Source organism: Psychrobacter sp. SHUES1, from assembly GCF_001652315.1.
GTDB lineage: Bacteria > Pseudomonadota > Gammaproteobacteria > Pseudomonadales > Moraxellaceae > Psychrobacter > Psychrobacter faecalis.
On sequence record NZ_LXWA01000037.1, the window covers coordinates 1 to 15,526 of the forward strand.

The 15,526-nt window shown below is 44.7% G+C and carries 11 protein-coding genes; 5 read left to right on the top strand and 6 right to left on the bottom strand.

Annotation, left to right across the window (positions count from 1 at the left end; translation table 11 throughout):
- Positions 1–444: 444 nt before the first annotated feature.
- Complete coding sequence (ruvA, locus tag A7325_RS04225) at positions 445–1,065, top strand: Holliday junction branch migration protein RuvA (RefSeq protein ID WP_068404947.1); 621 nt, start codon at positions 445–447, stop codon at positions 1,063–1,065.
- 197 nt (positions 1,066–1,262) lie between these two features.
- Entirely contained in the window at positions 1,263–2,243 is a 981-nt protein-coding gene (gene ruvB / locus A7325_RS04230) for a Holliday junction branch migration DNA helicase RuvB (RefSeq protein WP_068404994.1), read from the top strand.
- Positions 2,244–2,465: 222 nt separating this feature from the next.
- On the opposite strand, the gene A7325_RS04235 is transcribed toward ruvB, so the two are convergent.
- From A7325_RS04235 to A7325_RS04255, 5 genes are all read right to left on the bottom strand, one after another.
- Positions 2,466–3,902, bottom strand: a complete 1,437-nt coding sequence (locus A7325_RS04235) for an FAD-binding oxidoreductase (RefSeq protein ID WP_068404949.1) — start codon at positions 3,900–3,902, stop codon at positions 2,466–2,468.
- Positions 3,903–4,081: 179 nt separating this feature from the next.
- Positions 4,082–5,740 carry an ABC1 kinase family protein gene (locus A7325_RS04240; RefSeq protein WP_068404951.1) on the bottom strand — a complete coding sequence of 553 codons (1,659 nt, stop codon included), beginning with the start codon at positions 5,738–5,740 and terminating at the stop codon, positions 4,082–4,084.
- A gap of 90 nt (positions 5,741–5,830) precedes the next feature.
- A complete protein-coding gene (locus tag A7325_RS04245; RefSeq protein ID WP_068404996.1) occupies positions 5,831–6,526 on the bottom strand; it encodes an SCP2 domain-containing protein in 696 nt (231 codons plus the stop codon).
- 200 nt (positions 6,527–6,726) lie between these two features.
- Complete coding sequence (ubiE, locus tag A7325_RS04250) at positions 6,727–7,536, bottom strand: bifunctional demethylmenaquinone methyltransferase/2-methoxy-6-polyprenyl-1,4-benzoquinol methylase UbiE (protein WP_242465429.1); 810 nt, start codon at positions 7,534–7,536, stop codon at positions 6,727–6,729.
- A gap of 451 nt (positions 7,537–7,987) precedes the next feature.
- A complete protein-coding gene (locus A7325_RS04255; RefSeq protein ID WP_068404960.1) occupies positions 7,988–8,698 on the bottom strand; it encodes an FFLEELY motif protein in 711 nt (236 codons plus the stop codon).
- 282 nt (positions 8,699–8,980) lie between these two features.
- Here A7325_RS04255 and A7325_RS04260 point away from each other — a divergent pair, with 282 nt between their 5' ends.
- Both A7325_RS04260 and A7325_RS04265 read left to right on the top strand, forming a co-directional pair.
- Positions 8,981–10,666, top strand: coding sequence for an ATPase (locus A7325_RS04260; protein ID WP_068404962.1), 1,686 nt, complete (start codon positions 8,981–8,983; stop codon positions 10,664–10,666).
- 667 nt (positions 10,667–11,333) lie between these two features.
- A complete protein-coding gene (locus tag A7325_RS04265) occupies positions 11,334–12,944 on the top strand; it encodes an inorganic phosphate transporter (RefSeq protein ID WP_068404964.1) in 1,611 nt (536 codons plus the stop codon).
- Positions 12,945–13,039: 95 nt separating this feature from the next.
- Here the strand turns inward: A7325_RS04265 and A7325_RS04270 are convergent, their stop codons facing one another.
- Positions 13,040–14,671: an aminotransferase class I/II-fold pyridoxal phosphate-dependent enzyme gene (locus tag A7325_RS04270; RefSeq protein WP_068404966.1), complete on the bottom strand. Its 1,632-nt coding sequence runs from the start codon at positions 14,669–14,671 to the stop codon at positions 13,040–13,042.
- A 424-nt stretch (positions 14,672–15,095) separates the two neighbouring features.
- On the opposite strand from A7325_RS04270, the gene msrB reads away from it, so the two are divergent.
- The gene (msrB, locus tag A7325_RS04275) at positions 15,096–15,518 is read left to right on the top strand and encodes a peptide-methionine (R)-S-oxide reductase MsrB (RefSeq protein ID WP_068404968.1); all 423 of its coding nucleotides are present in this window, start codon (positions 15,096–15,098) and stop codon (positions 15,516–15,518) included.
- Positions 15,519–15,526: the final 8 nt, after the last annotated feature.

The window sequence follows — 15,526 nt, forward strand, 5'->3', positions numbered from 1 at the left end:
CCTTTATATACCACCCCTAGCATAAAGATGTTGAGGTTACTTTTACCCCATTTCCAGTTGGTGCGGTCAATGGTTAAGGTGACTTTGCCTAGCCCAAATAGTCGATATATCATTAAAGCTAATTGATCGTAGTCTATCCTCGCTTCGGCAAAAAATCGCTGTAGTCTGCGATAGTGACTGTCGGTCTTGCCACCCTTAGGAAGGTGTCTTGCTATTTTTTTTAAGGTTACTGCTTTGAGCAGTAATCAGGGCTATTATCATTAGGCTCAAACAATTGATTCTTGCCTTGTTCATGCTCAGGTTTTGGGTTAAAGTTTCACTAAGTCTGTTAAAGTTTGGCATGGTCTGATTCGTCTTAAAAATTACTATTATGCCTTTGCTTTAACAGACTTTTTTGTTTTTTTGTCGTGTGCAGAGTTAAATCTTATAAAAGGTGGTGGATTAATGATTGGATTGATTACGGGGCAGGTGCAATATTTGATGGCGCCGACTGCCTGTGTCATGACTGCCTCTGGCGTAGGCTACGATATAGAGCTGCCGCTGCCGTCATTTTGTCAGTTGCGTCTTAATGAGCAGGCGAGCATTTGGACGCATTTTCACGTGCGTGAAGATGCGCAGCTGCTTTTTGGTTTTATCGATCGTAAAGAGCGTGATGTTTTTCGCCAATTGATTAAAATCAATGGCGTTGGGGCAAAAATGGCGCTGGCGATGCTGTCTGCGATGTCAGCGGCTGAGCTAAAAATGCACGTCGAGCAAGAGTCTGAGACGGCATTAACGCGTATTCCCGGTATCGGTAAAAAGACTGCACAGCGTTTATTGATTGAGTTAAAAGATAAGCTGAAAAATATCGAAGTGGATAATAGCAGTTTAGAATTTGCGCTTCAGCCTGCGCCTATGTCTGCTGAAGGCAGTATCATCGCTGAGGTCGAGGGCGCGTTGATTAGCTTGGGCTATAAAGAACGAGAAGCGCAGCAAGCGATTAAAGCAGCGAAAAGTAATGGTGATACCTTTGCCGATACGCAGAGCTTGTTAAAAGCTACTCTGCAACAGCTCTCTGGCTTTTAATTATTTAAACTATAAGTAATTATGTTAAATTTTAAACAGATAAGCGACATTCATTGTCGCTTATTTTCGTTTTGGGCTGTGTTTTATAGACTACCTGTTTTATGATGTTTTGCATGACTTATGCGCAGCGTTTGGTTATGCTGTTTATGATTTAGTCCTTTAAAAATAATGATTTTAATAAAATGATAAAACCTATGATGCAAGATCGTTTGATTAATCCGTTAGAAGGGGCAGGTGATGCGCCTGACTCTAATATTCGACCGGCATTATTGGCTGAATATATCGGTCAGCCGGTGGTGCGTGAGCAAATGGAAGTGTTTATTGGCGCGGCACGTGGTCGCGACGAGGCATTAGATCATACCTTGATTTTTGGTCCGCCGGGGCTTGGTAAAACCACACTTGCTAATATCATCGCTCGTGAAATGGGTGGCAATCTGCGTTCTACCTCAGGGCCTGTACTTGAGCGTGCAGGGGATTTGGCCGCCATGCTGACCAATTTAGAAGCGGGCGATGTCCTCTTTATCGATGAGATTCATCGTCTAAGTCCGGTCATTGAAGAAATTCTTTATCCAGCAATGGAAGATTTTCAGCTCGATATTATGATTGGTGAAGGACCAGCTGCTCGCTCTATTAAGCTAGATTTACCGCCTTTTACTTTGGTGGCAGCAACTACGCGCGCTGGGCTATTGACCTCACCACTGCGTGATCGTTTTGGCATCGTGCAGCGCTTAGAGTTTTATAATATCGCTGATTTGACAACGATTGTTAGCCGTGCGGCGCGTTTGATGCGGGTACCGATGAGCGAAGATGGCGCAGTAGAGATTGCGCGCCGTTCGCGCGGTACGCCAAGGATTGCCAATCGGCTATTACGCCGTGTGCGTGATTATGCGCAAGTCAGAGGCGATGGTAGTATCAATGGCGCGATAGCGGGTAGTGCGCTTGATATGCTTGCCGTTGATAGACGCGGGCTTGATCATTTAGATAGACGTTATATCGAAATATTACACGAGCGTTTTGATGGTGGCCCAGCAGGCGTTGAAGCAATAGCAGCAGCGATGGCCGAAGATCGCGGTACGCTTGAAGATGTGATTGAGCCATATTTAATACAGCAAGGTTATGTGCTGCGTACGGCGCGTGGTCGGGTATTGACGCAGATGGCGATTGACCAGATGTTGTAGGATAGTCAGTTCAAAACGCACGAAGCGTGTCTTTAATAGCATGGTGCGGGTATCAATTTTCCTCGCTTGCTGTGTGCTTTGCACTCCAGAGGCTTCGAAAAATTGATACCTGCAATCACGCATTTATTTCAAAATAAATGAACCATATTAAAACTATAAAAGTGTTTACCTTTAATTGTGAGATTAAAGATAAACGCTTTTTCATACTGCAGTTTTTTAAAATTAAGCTTTAGGTAAAGCTTCAGGCCATATTTTCCCAGGATTCAGGATGTTTTTGGGATCAAGGGCAGATTTAATCGCTTGCATCAGCAATAAGGCATTACCATGCTCTTGCTCCATATATTTTTGCTTACCTTGTCCAATACCGTGCTCACCGGTACAAGTACCATCCATCTCAATCGCACGCGAGGCAAGGCGGCTGATAATACCGTCAGCGGTAGCGACTTCTTCAGGGTTGTTGGTATCGACCAATAAAAGAACATGAAAATTACCATCGCCGACGTGACCGACGATAGGTCCAATCATACCCGACGCTTCGATGTCTTTTGCCGTAGCGCTAACACATTCTGCCAAGCGTGAAATGGGCACGCAGGCATCAGTCGATAGAGCGCTGGCTTCAGGTCGTAGGGCAGAGCTAGCGTGATAGGCGTTATGGCGCGCTTGCCACAGACGTTTCCGCTCGGCTTCGTTGGTATCCCAAGCAAAATCTGTACCGCCGAACTCTTCGATGATATCGGTAAAGATTTGCGCTTGCTCGGCGACGCTGGCTTCTGTGCCATGGAATTCTACAAATAGCGTAGGCGTTTCTGTTAAATTCAAATTGGCATATTGGTTACAAGCTTTGATTTGCATCGCGTCGAGCAGCTCGATACGGGCAATTGGCAAGCACATTTGAATAGTCAACATCACCGCCTGACAAGCATCCTCAACCGTTGGGAAATGACAAATACCACTACCAATACACTCGCTAATACCAAATAGTTTAAGCGTAATCTCGGTGACAATGCCAAGTGTCCCCTCAGAGCCTATCATTAAGCGTGTTAAATCATAACCAGCGGCAGATTTTTTGGCGCGAGTACCTGTGCGCACAATATCTCCGCTCGCGGTCACCACTTCAAGGGCAAGTACCACATCTTTCATGGTGCCATAACGGACGGCATTGGTGCCTGAAGCACGGGTCGCGACCATGCCGCCGATACTGGCATTGGCACCGGGGTCTATCGGAAAAAACAAGCCAGTATCGCGTAAATAATGATTGAGCTGCTCGCGCGTGACCCCAGGTTGTACGGTAACGGTCAGGTCTTCATTATTAACCTGCAATATCGCATCCATGGCATGCATATCGATACATAGTCCGCCATAGGGAGCGTTCAATTGACCCTCTAAAGATGAGCCAATACCAAAGGCAATGACTGGCATCTCATACTGATTGCAAATCTCAACCGCTGCAGCGACTTCGTGTTTATCCTGCACGGTCAATACCGCGTCGGGTGGCTGGTTAGCAAGCCAGGTCATGGTATGTCCATGCTGTTCACGTACGGTGATATTGGTGCTAAGTTGTTTGCCAAAGCGTGTTTGCAAAGCGGCAATCGCGTCACTATGATCTTTTTTGATTAAATCATGAGACTTGGAAGGTGATGTAGATGATATGGTCGACATAGGTAAATTCTCCATATAAGACGTATATTTACTGGGTAAACGACATGCTAAATAAAATAAAAAGTTAAGCTCTAATGCATTTTAATTGTCCATAAAGGACAATAAAATGCATTAGAGCTTATTCAAGTGGGATTTTTTGATAATAATTAACGGATATTTTTTCGTTAAAAATTAATAGCCTAAGCTAAAACCCGCCAAATAACGACGATGATAGCCAATAGGTAAAAAATAGGCGCAAACCAACCGACTTGTGTGGCGATAGCAATAAACACCGCAAAACCTGATAGTGCTAACCAATCTCGGCGTCGATCATTGAGCATGTCGGCGCGAATTTGTTGTATTTCTCGCAGCTGACTATCTTGGCGCGAGCCTTGTGAGGCAAGGCTTTGTAGACCTTGGTCTAGTAGCTTAGGAATATCAGTCGTTGATAATAAAATCTCTGGCAACTGCTGACGCAGATGTTGTAAATTACGCATCGGATCGAGCTGCTCTTTAATCCAGCCGCTTAAAATGGGCTTAGCAAGCGACCAAATATCCAGCTCAGGATATAAATCGCGACCGAGTCCTTCGACATGCACCAAGGTTTTCAGCAGCAGCATCAATTGCGGCGGGATACTCATATGATGGCGACGGGCGATATCTAAAATTTGCATCAAGACGCCAGCAAAGTCGATATCATTGATAGATTTTTGCAGCATCGGACCGACAGTGCGTTTCATATCACGCATGAGCGCATGCTTATCGGTATTGGGAGGTATCCAGCCAGCACGGCTGACGATATCAACCATCGCGGTAAAGTTATTATTCATTACCGCCAAAAGCATGCGCGCGACAATAAGCTGGTCGTCTTTTGATAGTGTACCCATAATGGCACAATCAAGCCCGATATAGCGTGGCTCATGATCTAGGTCAACTGCTGTCATATCTGCAGTGAGCGTTTTAACCGGCGGCGTTTCTACAAAGACATTACCCGGATGCATATCGGCATGAAAAAAGTTATCGCGGAATACTTGGGTGAAAAATATCGTTAAGCCTTTTTCTGCCAGTGCTGCACGGTCATAACCAAGCTTATCAAAGACCTCAACCTGCGAGATAGGAACGCCTTGGATACGTTCCATAATCATGACATTTTTAGCAGCGTCATAAACTTCAGGCACATACATCAGTGCTGAACCTAAGAAGTTGTTGCGCATCTGGGTGGTATTGTCTGCCTCTAAGGTCAAATCTAATTCATTAAGCATCACTTGGCGATAATCTTCGACAATATCAACGATATGAATGGCGCGCGCCGCTTCGATACGCGCCGATGCCCAATTAGCAAGCTCACGCAGTAGCTCAAAGTCTGCCACGATAGTGGTGCGAATATCAGGGCGAACGACCTTTACCACTACCTCACGGCCATCGTGCAAAGCGGCCGTATGTACTTGAGCGATAGAAGCCGCTGCTAATGGTTTAAAATCAAAGCGGGCAAATAGCGTGGCGATAGATTGACCCAAACCATATCTGGTATCTTGGATCTGGGCAATAGCAACGTCAGAGTCGAAAGGCTTGACTTTGTCTTGTAGCTGCACCAATTGCTCGATAATCTCAGGCGGCACCAAATCGCGGCGCGTCGAGAGCAGTTGTCCCAGTTTTAAAAACAGCGTACCCATATCCTCAAGCGCATACTTGATGGCATTGGGCTGATGTTTTTTACCCCAAGCCGCCGGGTGTAAACGGATTAAACGCGCCAAAGGTTGCAATTGCGGCGCTTCTTCGACAGAAAGGTGGGTATCAATGCGATAAGCGGCGGCAATACGCCAAAGTTCAAGCAAGCGGGCGCGATGGGATAGTAGCATGAGATAGGGTTACTCTAAAAAGTCGAAAATAGGGCAGAGTCTATGATGGCGCATAGTTAGCGTTTAGGTCGTCATAGACTCTATTTATTATTATCTATGATTGGTTAAACGTGCTTGCTCATCTTTGATAGCGGCAAGCTTGGCTTCTTCACGTTCGATATCCGCACGCAGCTTTAATAACTGCTGCTTTAGATCATTGACTTCGGCGGCTTCCATCGGGTCAGGAGTAACATTACCCGCTACGTCATTGGCCCAGGCGCTGACATCGTTAAAGGCGCGTTTGGCACTATGACGCCAGCTGCCTTTTAGCTGCGAGATAAGCAGGTGTAATTGGCTGGCCATCGGTTTCCCAATAAACGGCTCAAGCTGGCCGGCAACATCAGGGTCAAATCCTGCAACCAGCTGCTTAAGTTGCATCAGCACTTTGTAATCCCCTGCAATCGGTAAGTTGCCTTCTGTGCCGCGCATCAGGTTCAGCAGCTGCGCAGGATTATCAACGGTAATGGTGCAATCTGGTCGACTATGACCAAGTCGCGAACGCTCTAGGCTGGCCTGTTGGCGCTCATTCATACTGCCGCTTGGTTCAAACACGCTTTCTGGCATGATCGGCTCAAAGCGCAAACGCTCTTCGGTAAATAAAACGTCTATATTAATCTCAGGCATGTCCATATTGAGACGCAGCACTTTGCCCGCAAGCGGCGCTAGCCCAGCTTTGGTAATCTCATCGCTGGCAATGGCGATATTAATCAGCTTTTCGGCACCTGCCAAAAGTAAGACAGTCAGCATAAGGCCCTCACAATGTTTGGTTGAGCGCCATAAGCGCGGCGCATATTTCAATATTGGCTGTTATAACGATGTAAACGCCTGCTCAATGACAGACGTTTTTGTATCATAAAAAGTGTGTTTATCTAAGCAGCTGTCAAAACTAAGCTCTACAGCTATTCTTTTCTAAACCTGTGCTTTTTTAAAACTGTGATTTTTTAAAACTAAGCTTTAAAACCGCGATGCACCGCAACGATACCAGCGGTCAAATTATGATAATCACAATTCTCAAAGCCTGCTTGCTGCATCATTTGTTTAAGCGTTTGCTGATCGGGGTGCATACGAATTGATTCTGCCAGATACTGATAGCTCTCAGAGTCATTAGCAACCAACTTACCCATAATCGGCAACGCCGTAAATGAGTACAAGTCATAAGCTTTCGATAATGGTTCAAACACAGGTTTTGAGAATTCTAAAATCAATAAACGACCGCCTGGCTTGAGGACGCGATACATAGATTTTAGCGCCGCATCCTTGTCTGTGACGTTACGCAGACCAAAACTGATAGTCACCAAATCAAAGCTTTCATCGTCAAATGGCGCTAAAGTTTCAGCGTTTGCTAAGACGAAATCAACGTTATTACAGCCGGCGTTGATGAGGCGTTCGCGGCCAACTTCTAGCATCGCCGCATTGATATCTGATAATACCACATGGCCGTTGCGACCCACTTCACGGCTAAATACTTTGGCCAAATCACCCGTACCGCCAGCGATATCGAGCACCTGCTGGCCGGCGCGTACGCCCGACAGGCTAATCGCATAACGTTTCCACAGGCGATGAATACCAAACGACATTAAGTCATTCATAATGTCGTATTTTTTGGCAACTGAGGTAAAAACATCGGCAACGCGCGCTTGTTTTTCTGCTTTATTAACCGTTTTATAGCCGAAATGTGTTTGCTCATTACCATCGGTATCAGGCGTATGGGGATTATTGATGTCATCACGTTGGTTAAAAAGCGTTTGCTTGGCCATTTGTGCGTGCGCAGCAGTAGGATTGGCGCTGTTATTTATGGTATTTGGCATAGTCGTTTGTTGACCTTGTGGGGTTCCGGTTGGTAAGTCGTGCACTTGGGTAAAGTCATTATTATTGCTGCTATCGGCTGCAGCATTGGCATTCAGCGTCGTACTAGCGCTTTGGTTTTGACGCGCTTTTACTTGCGCGGTGATGCTTTGATTATGAGCAATACTATCTTTAACCAATTTATCTTGCAGATGACCATGAGAAGTAGGTTTATCAGTATGGGTTTGATCGGCTTGGCTAGGGTTGTTATTTGAGTTATCAGTCATACGATTATCCTATTATTTGTTTTTATGATGGCGTATTTAAGCGTTGTTTGCATAGGGTTTAAACACCGATTGCATACGGTTTAAACCCTATTTAAGCACTATAGCGGTCAGTTAGCCACGGGCATTATTGACCCTATCATACACCAAACGCTACTGCCTTACCGCCATTATTGGTGTCATGAACTTCGTCAATAATCTCAAGCTCGCGCTCACAAAACGGTTCAATAAAGCTGCTGACACTTTTTAGCGGTTTCATCGCTTTAAAGCCTGAATCGATAAAGTCGTAAAGCGGCTGGAAGTTATGGCGATAAGCCGTGCCTTTTGCGAGACCAAAGGCTTTTTTGAGCATAAATGAATTCAAATCTTTATCGGTACGGTAGCAGACCTCTTTTAGATTGTTAATCTGCACGCGGCGCTCATTGGCCTCATCGACTGCGCGGTAAGCGGCAAGCATATTCTCTTCATTGACTGCTAAATCTTGCGCAACCAACCACTCGGCCAAATGTAAATCCAGCTCAATGGCCAAGATAGACGCTTGAATGCCCATGCTGCCCGCTTCTAAAGAAGCTTCTTTAGCAAGGCGCTCTAATTTTTTGGCTTTGGGAAGAATACGATCTAACTGCTCTGCCAATACTTTAAATTCATCACCACCATATAGCTGCGTTAAAAAATACTCTGCCATCGGTTTGTTTTTTGGTTGTTCAAACAGCGCGCTATGGGTACGCTTAATACGTGCTTGTTGCCATGCTTGCACTTCTTTGAGCTTGGTATTTAAGGCAGCATCTTTATGGTGTGGCAGCGCCCAAAAACGGTTTAAGTGCTGTTGTAAATTGGCTAACGCAGACATGGCAAGTAATCCTATAAAAAGTAAAAATGGCAATAAAATTGCTAATAAAAGAGTGGAAATGATACTAAATTCTTATCTTTGTGGGCAGCTATTAAAGCATGCGCGCAAGATTTTGTTCACCTTAAAAGAAAATACCACAGAATACAAATGCCAAACTGTTACATAGCAGGGTTATTTACTGGTTTTACGCAATGCTATGATTCACTATATAAATAAGACAGCTTATAAAAACTATAAATAAGAGATGTATAAAAATTATCTAATAATAAAGCGAGTATGGACATGAGCAAAAAAAATAAATCGACTGAAAGCCAAGCGCCAGAAGCAGTAAGTGACCAGTTTAGTAAGCAAGTCGTCGAGCAGCGTTTAACGCCCAATCCGTTAAATATCTTTGCTATGGACAAAGATACATTGCGCTTGGCATTAGTCACCGCTCAGTTTGCCCTGCGCGCCACGCGGCAGCAAACACCGCCGACTACCAATAAACCAACTGGGCTCTTGGTGTTGGTCAACGGCATGGAGCAAGCGGGCAAGGGCACCGCAGTCACCCAGCTGCGGCAATGGGTTGACCCGCGCTTACTCAAGGTTGAGGCGACTATCGGAGATTGTCCCTTAGAGCATCAGCCGATTTGGCAAGCGCATACCAAAGCGCTGCCACGTCATGGCGATGTGATGGTGTATTTTGGCAACTGGTATGCCGACTTACTCTATAACGTCATGCGCATGGCGACCCTAGATGATGATGACAATGAAAGTGATGACGATAAGATGAAAAAAAGTGAAGATAAGAATAATAAGACGCTGAAAAATAACGCCTTGCCTATTGGCCAATGGCAAGACTATTTAAAGCAAGAACTCACCAAACTACAAGCCTTTGAACAAGATCTTGCTGCTAATCAAACCAAGTTGCTTAAATGTTGGTTTCATGTCGATATTGAAACCTTGCAGGCGCGGCTTAATGATGATGAAGCTGATCCAGAGTTTTTATATCAAATCGATTGGAAAAGCAAACAGGTCGTCGACACTTTTAATAAGGTAGCAACCGCGCTATTACGCCAGCAGAATGACTGGGTTATTATCAATGGCGATGATAAATCAGAGGCTGCCACTCATTTTTGTCATCAAGTATTGCAAGCGATGCAAACCGCGTTAGCAAGCAGTAAAGCAGACAGTAGTGAAGCAGAAAGTCAGAATATAAAAGAAGCAGCAAAATTCGAGCCTGTAAAAATCCCTAAAATTTTGATAGAGGTTAACGATACCGAGATAGATAAATCTGACTATCATAAAGTGCTTGCTGACAAGCAAGCACATCTTGCCAAATTGCTACGGGCGCGTCAGGGTCGGCATGTGGTCTTTGCTTTTGAAGGGATGGACGCCGCTGGCAAAGGCGGCGCTATTAAAAGGCTGGTTGCGCCACTCGATCCGCGCGAATATCAGATTTATAATATTGGCGCGCCGATGTTATATGAATTGCAGCATCCTTATTTATGGCGTTTTTGGACCAAGCTGCCCAATGAGCAAATCGATCGTATCAGCCGTATCGCTATCTTTGATCGTACGTGGTATGGACGCGTATTGGTCGAACGTATCGAGGGCTTTGCGACTGACGCAGAATGGCAGCGCGCTTATGACGAAATCAATCGTTTTGAAGCAGATTTGGTCGCCGCTGGAACGATAGTCATCAAATATTGGCTTGCTATTGATAAACAGGAGCAGCTCAAACGCTTTGAGGCGCGTGAAGAGACGCCGCATAAGCAATTTAAGCTGACCGATGATGATTGGCGTAATCGTGATAAATGGGTGGATTATGTGCAATCGGCGGCTGATATGTTGGCACGTACCAATACCAAGGATGCACCTTGGGCAATCATCGCGACTAATGAAAAGCGTCAAGCGCGCCTAGAGGTATTAGACCACGCTATTAAACAGCTATCCGCGGCATTGTCTATCACTGCTGATACTAAATAAATGCATGATAAGTGATAAAGGCTTTATACGAGTTTAAAAGTTAGTATTATTTTTATTTGAAGTCTTAGGAAAAACTAACAACATTTTTCTACTAAATAGGCGGCTTTTAAATAGGCGGCTTTTTTGTTTGATATATTTGTAGTTACAAATCTCGCAATATCATCATGCAATCTGTGTCTATATTTAATATAATAGGCGCGTAATAACTTCTGCCTGCTCACAAAATAGCTGCACAGTCAGAGATGGTATTTATCCTATAAATGTTTTAATTATTAACAACAGATTTTTTATAACCAACGCTATCACTATAAAACCTAAGCCGCAAGCTGCTGTAATCGGACGATTTGGCAAGACTACTTGCGGCTTTATGGCATTTTGTGGCTTAGGTTTTTCGCTGATAGGTGAGCAAGCTGGCGCGTAAATATTTACATGTACGCAAAACTATCAGGACAATATAGAGCGCAGTAGATAGCAATTCTTTATAAACGTATTTTCAAATTCATACATTCAAAACAGTATTTCGAGAAACAAATTCAACATAGTATGTCAAAACCACGTTGCGGACGCGCTATCATAATGTTGGATGGTGAAAACAACGCCATCGTTAGCGCCGCAACGTCATTAATCACCTATAATTTCAATCAGCTTACGCAGGACGTATCAACGTATGGGTATTAGCAGCAGTTCTACAGGACCAACCAAAGCAGTCGGTTCTATGAGAATCAATCTATTTTTTGCCATTTTACTGATTGCGATGACCGCCTACTTTTTATGGTGGGGTCTAGATTACACCATGCATCAGCAGACGACGCTATTTATCGTAGCGACGGCTTTTGGTGTGTTTATGGCATTCAATATCGGCGGTAATGACGTCGCCAACTCCTTCGGTACTTCGGTGGGAGCAGGGACGTTGACGATTCCGCAAGCTTTGGGTATCGCCGCGATATTTGAAGTGTCGGGCGCGGTACTGGCGGGCGGTGAAGTCACCGATACCATTCGCAGCGGCATCGTTGACTTAGATGGTTTATCGGTTTCGCCCAATCAGTTTATTTATGTCATGCTCTCAGCGCTTATCGCGGCGGCATTTTGGCTGTTGTTTGCCACCAAAAAAGGTTTGCCCGTTTCGACTACGCATGCCATTATCGGTGGCGTCGTTGGTAGCTCTATTGTACTCGGTATCTCTTTAGGTGGTACCGACATGGCACTATCGACCGTCGATTGGGGTACGATTGGAACAATTGCCATCTCTTGGGTCATCTCACCAGTGTTAGGCGGCGTATTTTCTTACCTGTTATACGGCCAAATTAAGAAAAAAATCATTGAATATAATGATAGAACCGAAGCGCATATTGCGACGCTAAAAGACGATAAAAAAACCGTCAAGCAAAACCACAAAGAGTATCTAGAAAGTCTAACCGAGTCAGAGCAATTGGCGTATACCTCAGCGATGCTGCGCGATCAAGAAATCTATAAAGATGATGATTGTGACATCGAGGATTTAGAAACCGATTATTACAAACAGCTTTATAAGATTGAGCACGAACGTAGCAACCTTGATACCCTAAAAGCCCTCAAACAGTGGGTACCGCTCATCGCTGGTGCAGGCGGCGCGGTCATGACCTCTTTGGTGGTGTTCAAAGGCCTAAAAAACGTCAACGGTAACATGACGACGATTCAAGGCTTTTTCATCATGGGTATGATCGCGGCGCTGGTGTGGCTTGCGACCTTTATTTATACCAAAAGTATCCGCGGCAAGCATAAAGAAGATTTGACCAAAGCGACGTTTATTATGTTTAGCTGGATGCAGGTCTTTACTGCTTCCGCCTTTGCCTTTAGTCATGGCTCAAACGATATCGCCAATGCTGTCGGTCCTTTTGCGGCGATTATGGACGTTATCCGTACCAATAGTATAGCGACTGAAGCGGCTGTACCGCCTGCGGTGATGTTGACCTTTGGTGTGGCGCTCATCGTTGGTCTTTGGTTTATCGGTAAAGAAGTTATTCAAACCGTTGGTACTAATCTAGCAAAAATGCACCCAGCTTCAGGCTTTTCCGCGGAATTGGCTGCGGCTGCCGTCGTCATGGGCGCGTCGACCATGGGTCTGCCCGTATCGAGTACGCATACGCTGGTTGGTGCGGTATTGGGGATTGGCATCGTCAATCGTGATACCAATTGGGCGCTGATGAAGCCTATCGGTTTGGCATGGGTAATTACCCTGCCTGCGGCCGCTTCGATGTCGGCTATCAGCTATCTGTTATTAAGTAATATTTTTAAATAAAAGTTTTATCGTTATTTATTATGGTTTTCTATTAATAAATAAAAAACGCTTATCGGCAGCTGCTGATAAGCGTTTTTTTATACAAGTTTGAATGTTTACTCGGTACCAAACTGCTTACGTTTTTTGGCAAAAAAGCGGTCCAATCTGTCCATCGCATCTTCTAAATCATGCAGATTGGGCAAAAACACCAAGCGGAAATGGTCGGGTGCATCCCAGTTAAAGCCGGTCCCTTGTACCATTAAAACGTTTTCTTCTATCAATAAATCCATCATAAACTGCATATCGTCTTTGATAGGATAAACCTCAGGATCCATCTTTGGAAAGCAATAAAACGCCCCTTGCGGCATGGTACAAGAAATGCCTTTTATTGCGTTAAGACGTGAAACGGCCAGTTCGCGCTGCTTTGATAGCCGTCCTGATTTTGAAGTGAGCTCTTTCATACTTTGATAGCCGCCCATTGCCGTTTGAATGGCATATTGCCCTTGAACGTTTGAGCATAGACGCATAGACGCTAGCATATCTAAGCCCTCGATAAAGTCGGCAGCGTGGTCTTTTTTACCAGACACCATCATCCAACCAGCACGGAAACCGGCGATGCGGTGCGACTTTGATAAGCCGTTATAAGACAGCACCAGTACATCATCAGTCAAGGTGCTCATCGGCGTATGCGTCATGTCATCATAAAGAATACGGTCATAAATCTCATCGGCCATGATGATTAAATCATGCTCTTTGGCGACTTCGATAATTTGCAATAACACCTCATCACTATACAGCGCGCCCGTTGGATTATTGGGGTTGATCACCACAATGCCTTTGGTTTTGGACGTAATTTTAGACTTGATATCTTCGATATCAGGATGCCAATTGTCGTCTTCATTACAGCGATAATGTACCGCTGTACCGCCTGCTAAGTTGGCCGCGGCTGTCCAAAGCGGGTAGTCGGGCATTGGCACAAGCACCTCATCGGCATCGTTCATGAGTGCTTGCATGGTCATCACAATCAGCTCAGAGACACCATTACCCAAATATACATCGCGCACATCGACAGCTGATAGCAGACCTTTTGATTGATAATATTGTAAGACCGCTTTACGTGCCGCAAAAATCCCTTGCGAGTCCGAGTATCCTGTCGCTTCTGGCAGGTTCATCGCTACATCGCGCAAAATCTCATGCGGTGCTTCAAGGCCAAACGGCGCAGGGTTGCCAATATTTAGCTTTAAAATGCGCTTACCTTCAGCTTCCATTTTATTGGCTGTTTGCAAAAGCGGACCACGAATGTCGTAGCAAACGTTTTGTAATTTATCGGATTTTTTAATTGGATTCATAGAGTGACCACTTATCGGGTTGGGTTGTAAATTTGCGGTAGAAGTAGGGGCTACGCTTTGCTGCCCAGGGGTTTCGTTTTTATTATGAATATTGGTTGTATTATAAGAATTGATAGGTTGATTTGAATTAGCAACGCTATCCATGTCGTTTTGCAAATCGCCACGTAATAAATAGCCTTCGCTACAGCCTAAGATACGCGCTAGGGTCGGCAGCTTCGATGACACGATGCCATTGGTGCCGCGCTCCCAATTAGAAATCGCACCGCGACTCACCTTGGCCCCTGCTGCCGTCATCGCCTGCGCCAATTGTTCGGCGGTCATGCCTTTATCGCGGCGCAGCTGTACCAGTCGTTCGGCTTGCATACTTTGAGAAGTTTGGGAAAATTCGCTATCAGACATTGTTGTTTGAGCCTTTTATTAAAGATAATCTATTCCTAATGCAAGATATTATTGCATACACTTTATTAATGCAAGTCTAAAGACAGAATTTTTATAAAGTTGATATTTAATGCAAGAATAACTTGCAATCTATCGTGATTTTTCAGCAATAAAAAAATGAGCCAAATGCGCGTTTAATAAAATTACAACTTTACTGATTTAGGCGGCAGCGTAATTTGCTATATTTTACTTCTCTATCTCTAATGTTATTTCTTTAAACCTGAAACTTTACACTGCTAGATTGAGGACTTTTATAATCACTACCTTGAATAGTCAGACAATCAGCAGCAGATAAAGCCTAGCGTTTTTATAAAAACGTACGATAAATTGGTCAGTAACTGACATATCGCAAATGAGATAACCAATCATTTAATAAGGATAAAAGATGCAAGACAATCAATTAAGCAAAGAAGAAATCAGCCAATTGACCGACGCAGATTGGAAAGCGCGTTTAAGTGCCGACGAGTATCACGTCATGCGCGAGAAGGGCACAGAGCGTCCATTTACCGGCGTTTATAACGATGTCAATGATAAAGGTATCTACCGCTGTAAAGGCTGCGGTGCCAGCTTGTTTGAGTCGGACAATAAGTTTGACGCCGGTTGCGGCTGGCCAAGCTTCGATCAGAGTATCGATAATAGCGCTATCGATGAGCACGAAGACAATTCACTTGGCATGCGCCGTACCGAAGTGACGTGTAGCAATTGCGGCGCGCATTTGGGACACGTATTCCCTGATGGCCCACGTGAGACCACTGGTATGCGCTACTGTATCAACTCAGTGTCTATCGATTTGGATAAAGCTGAATAATAAGTATT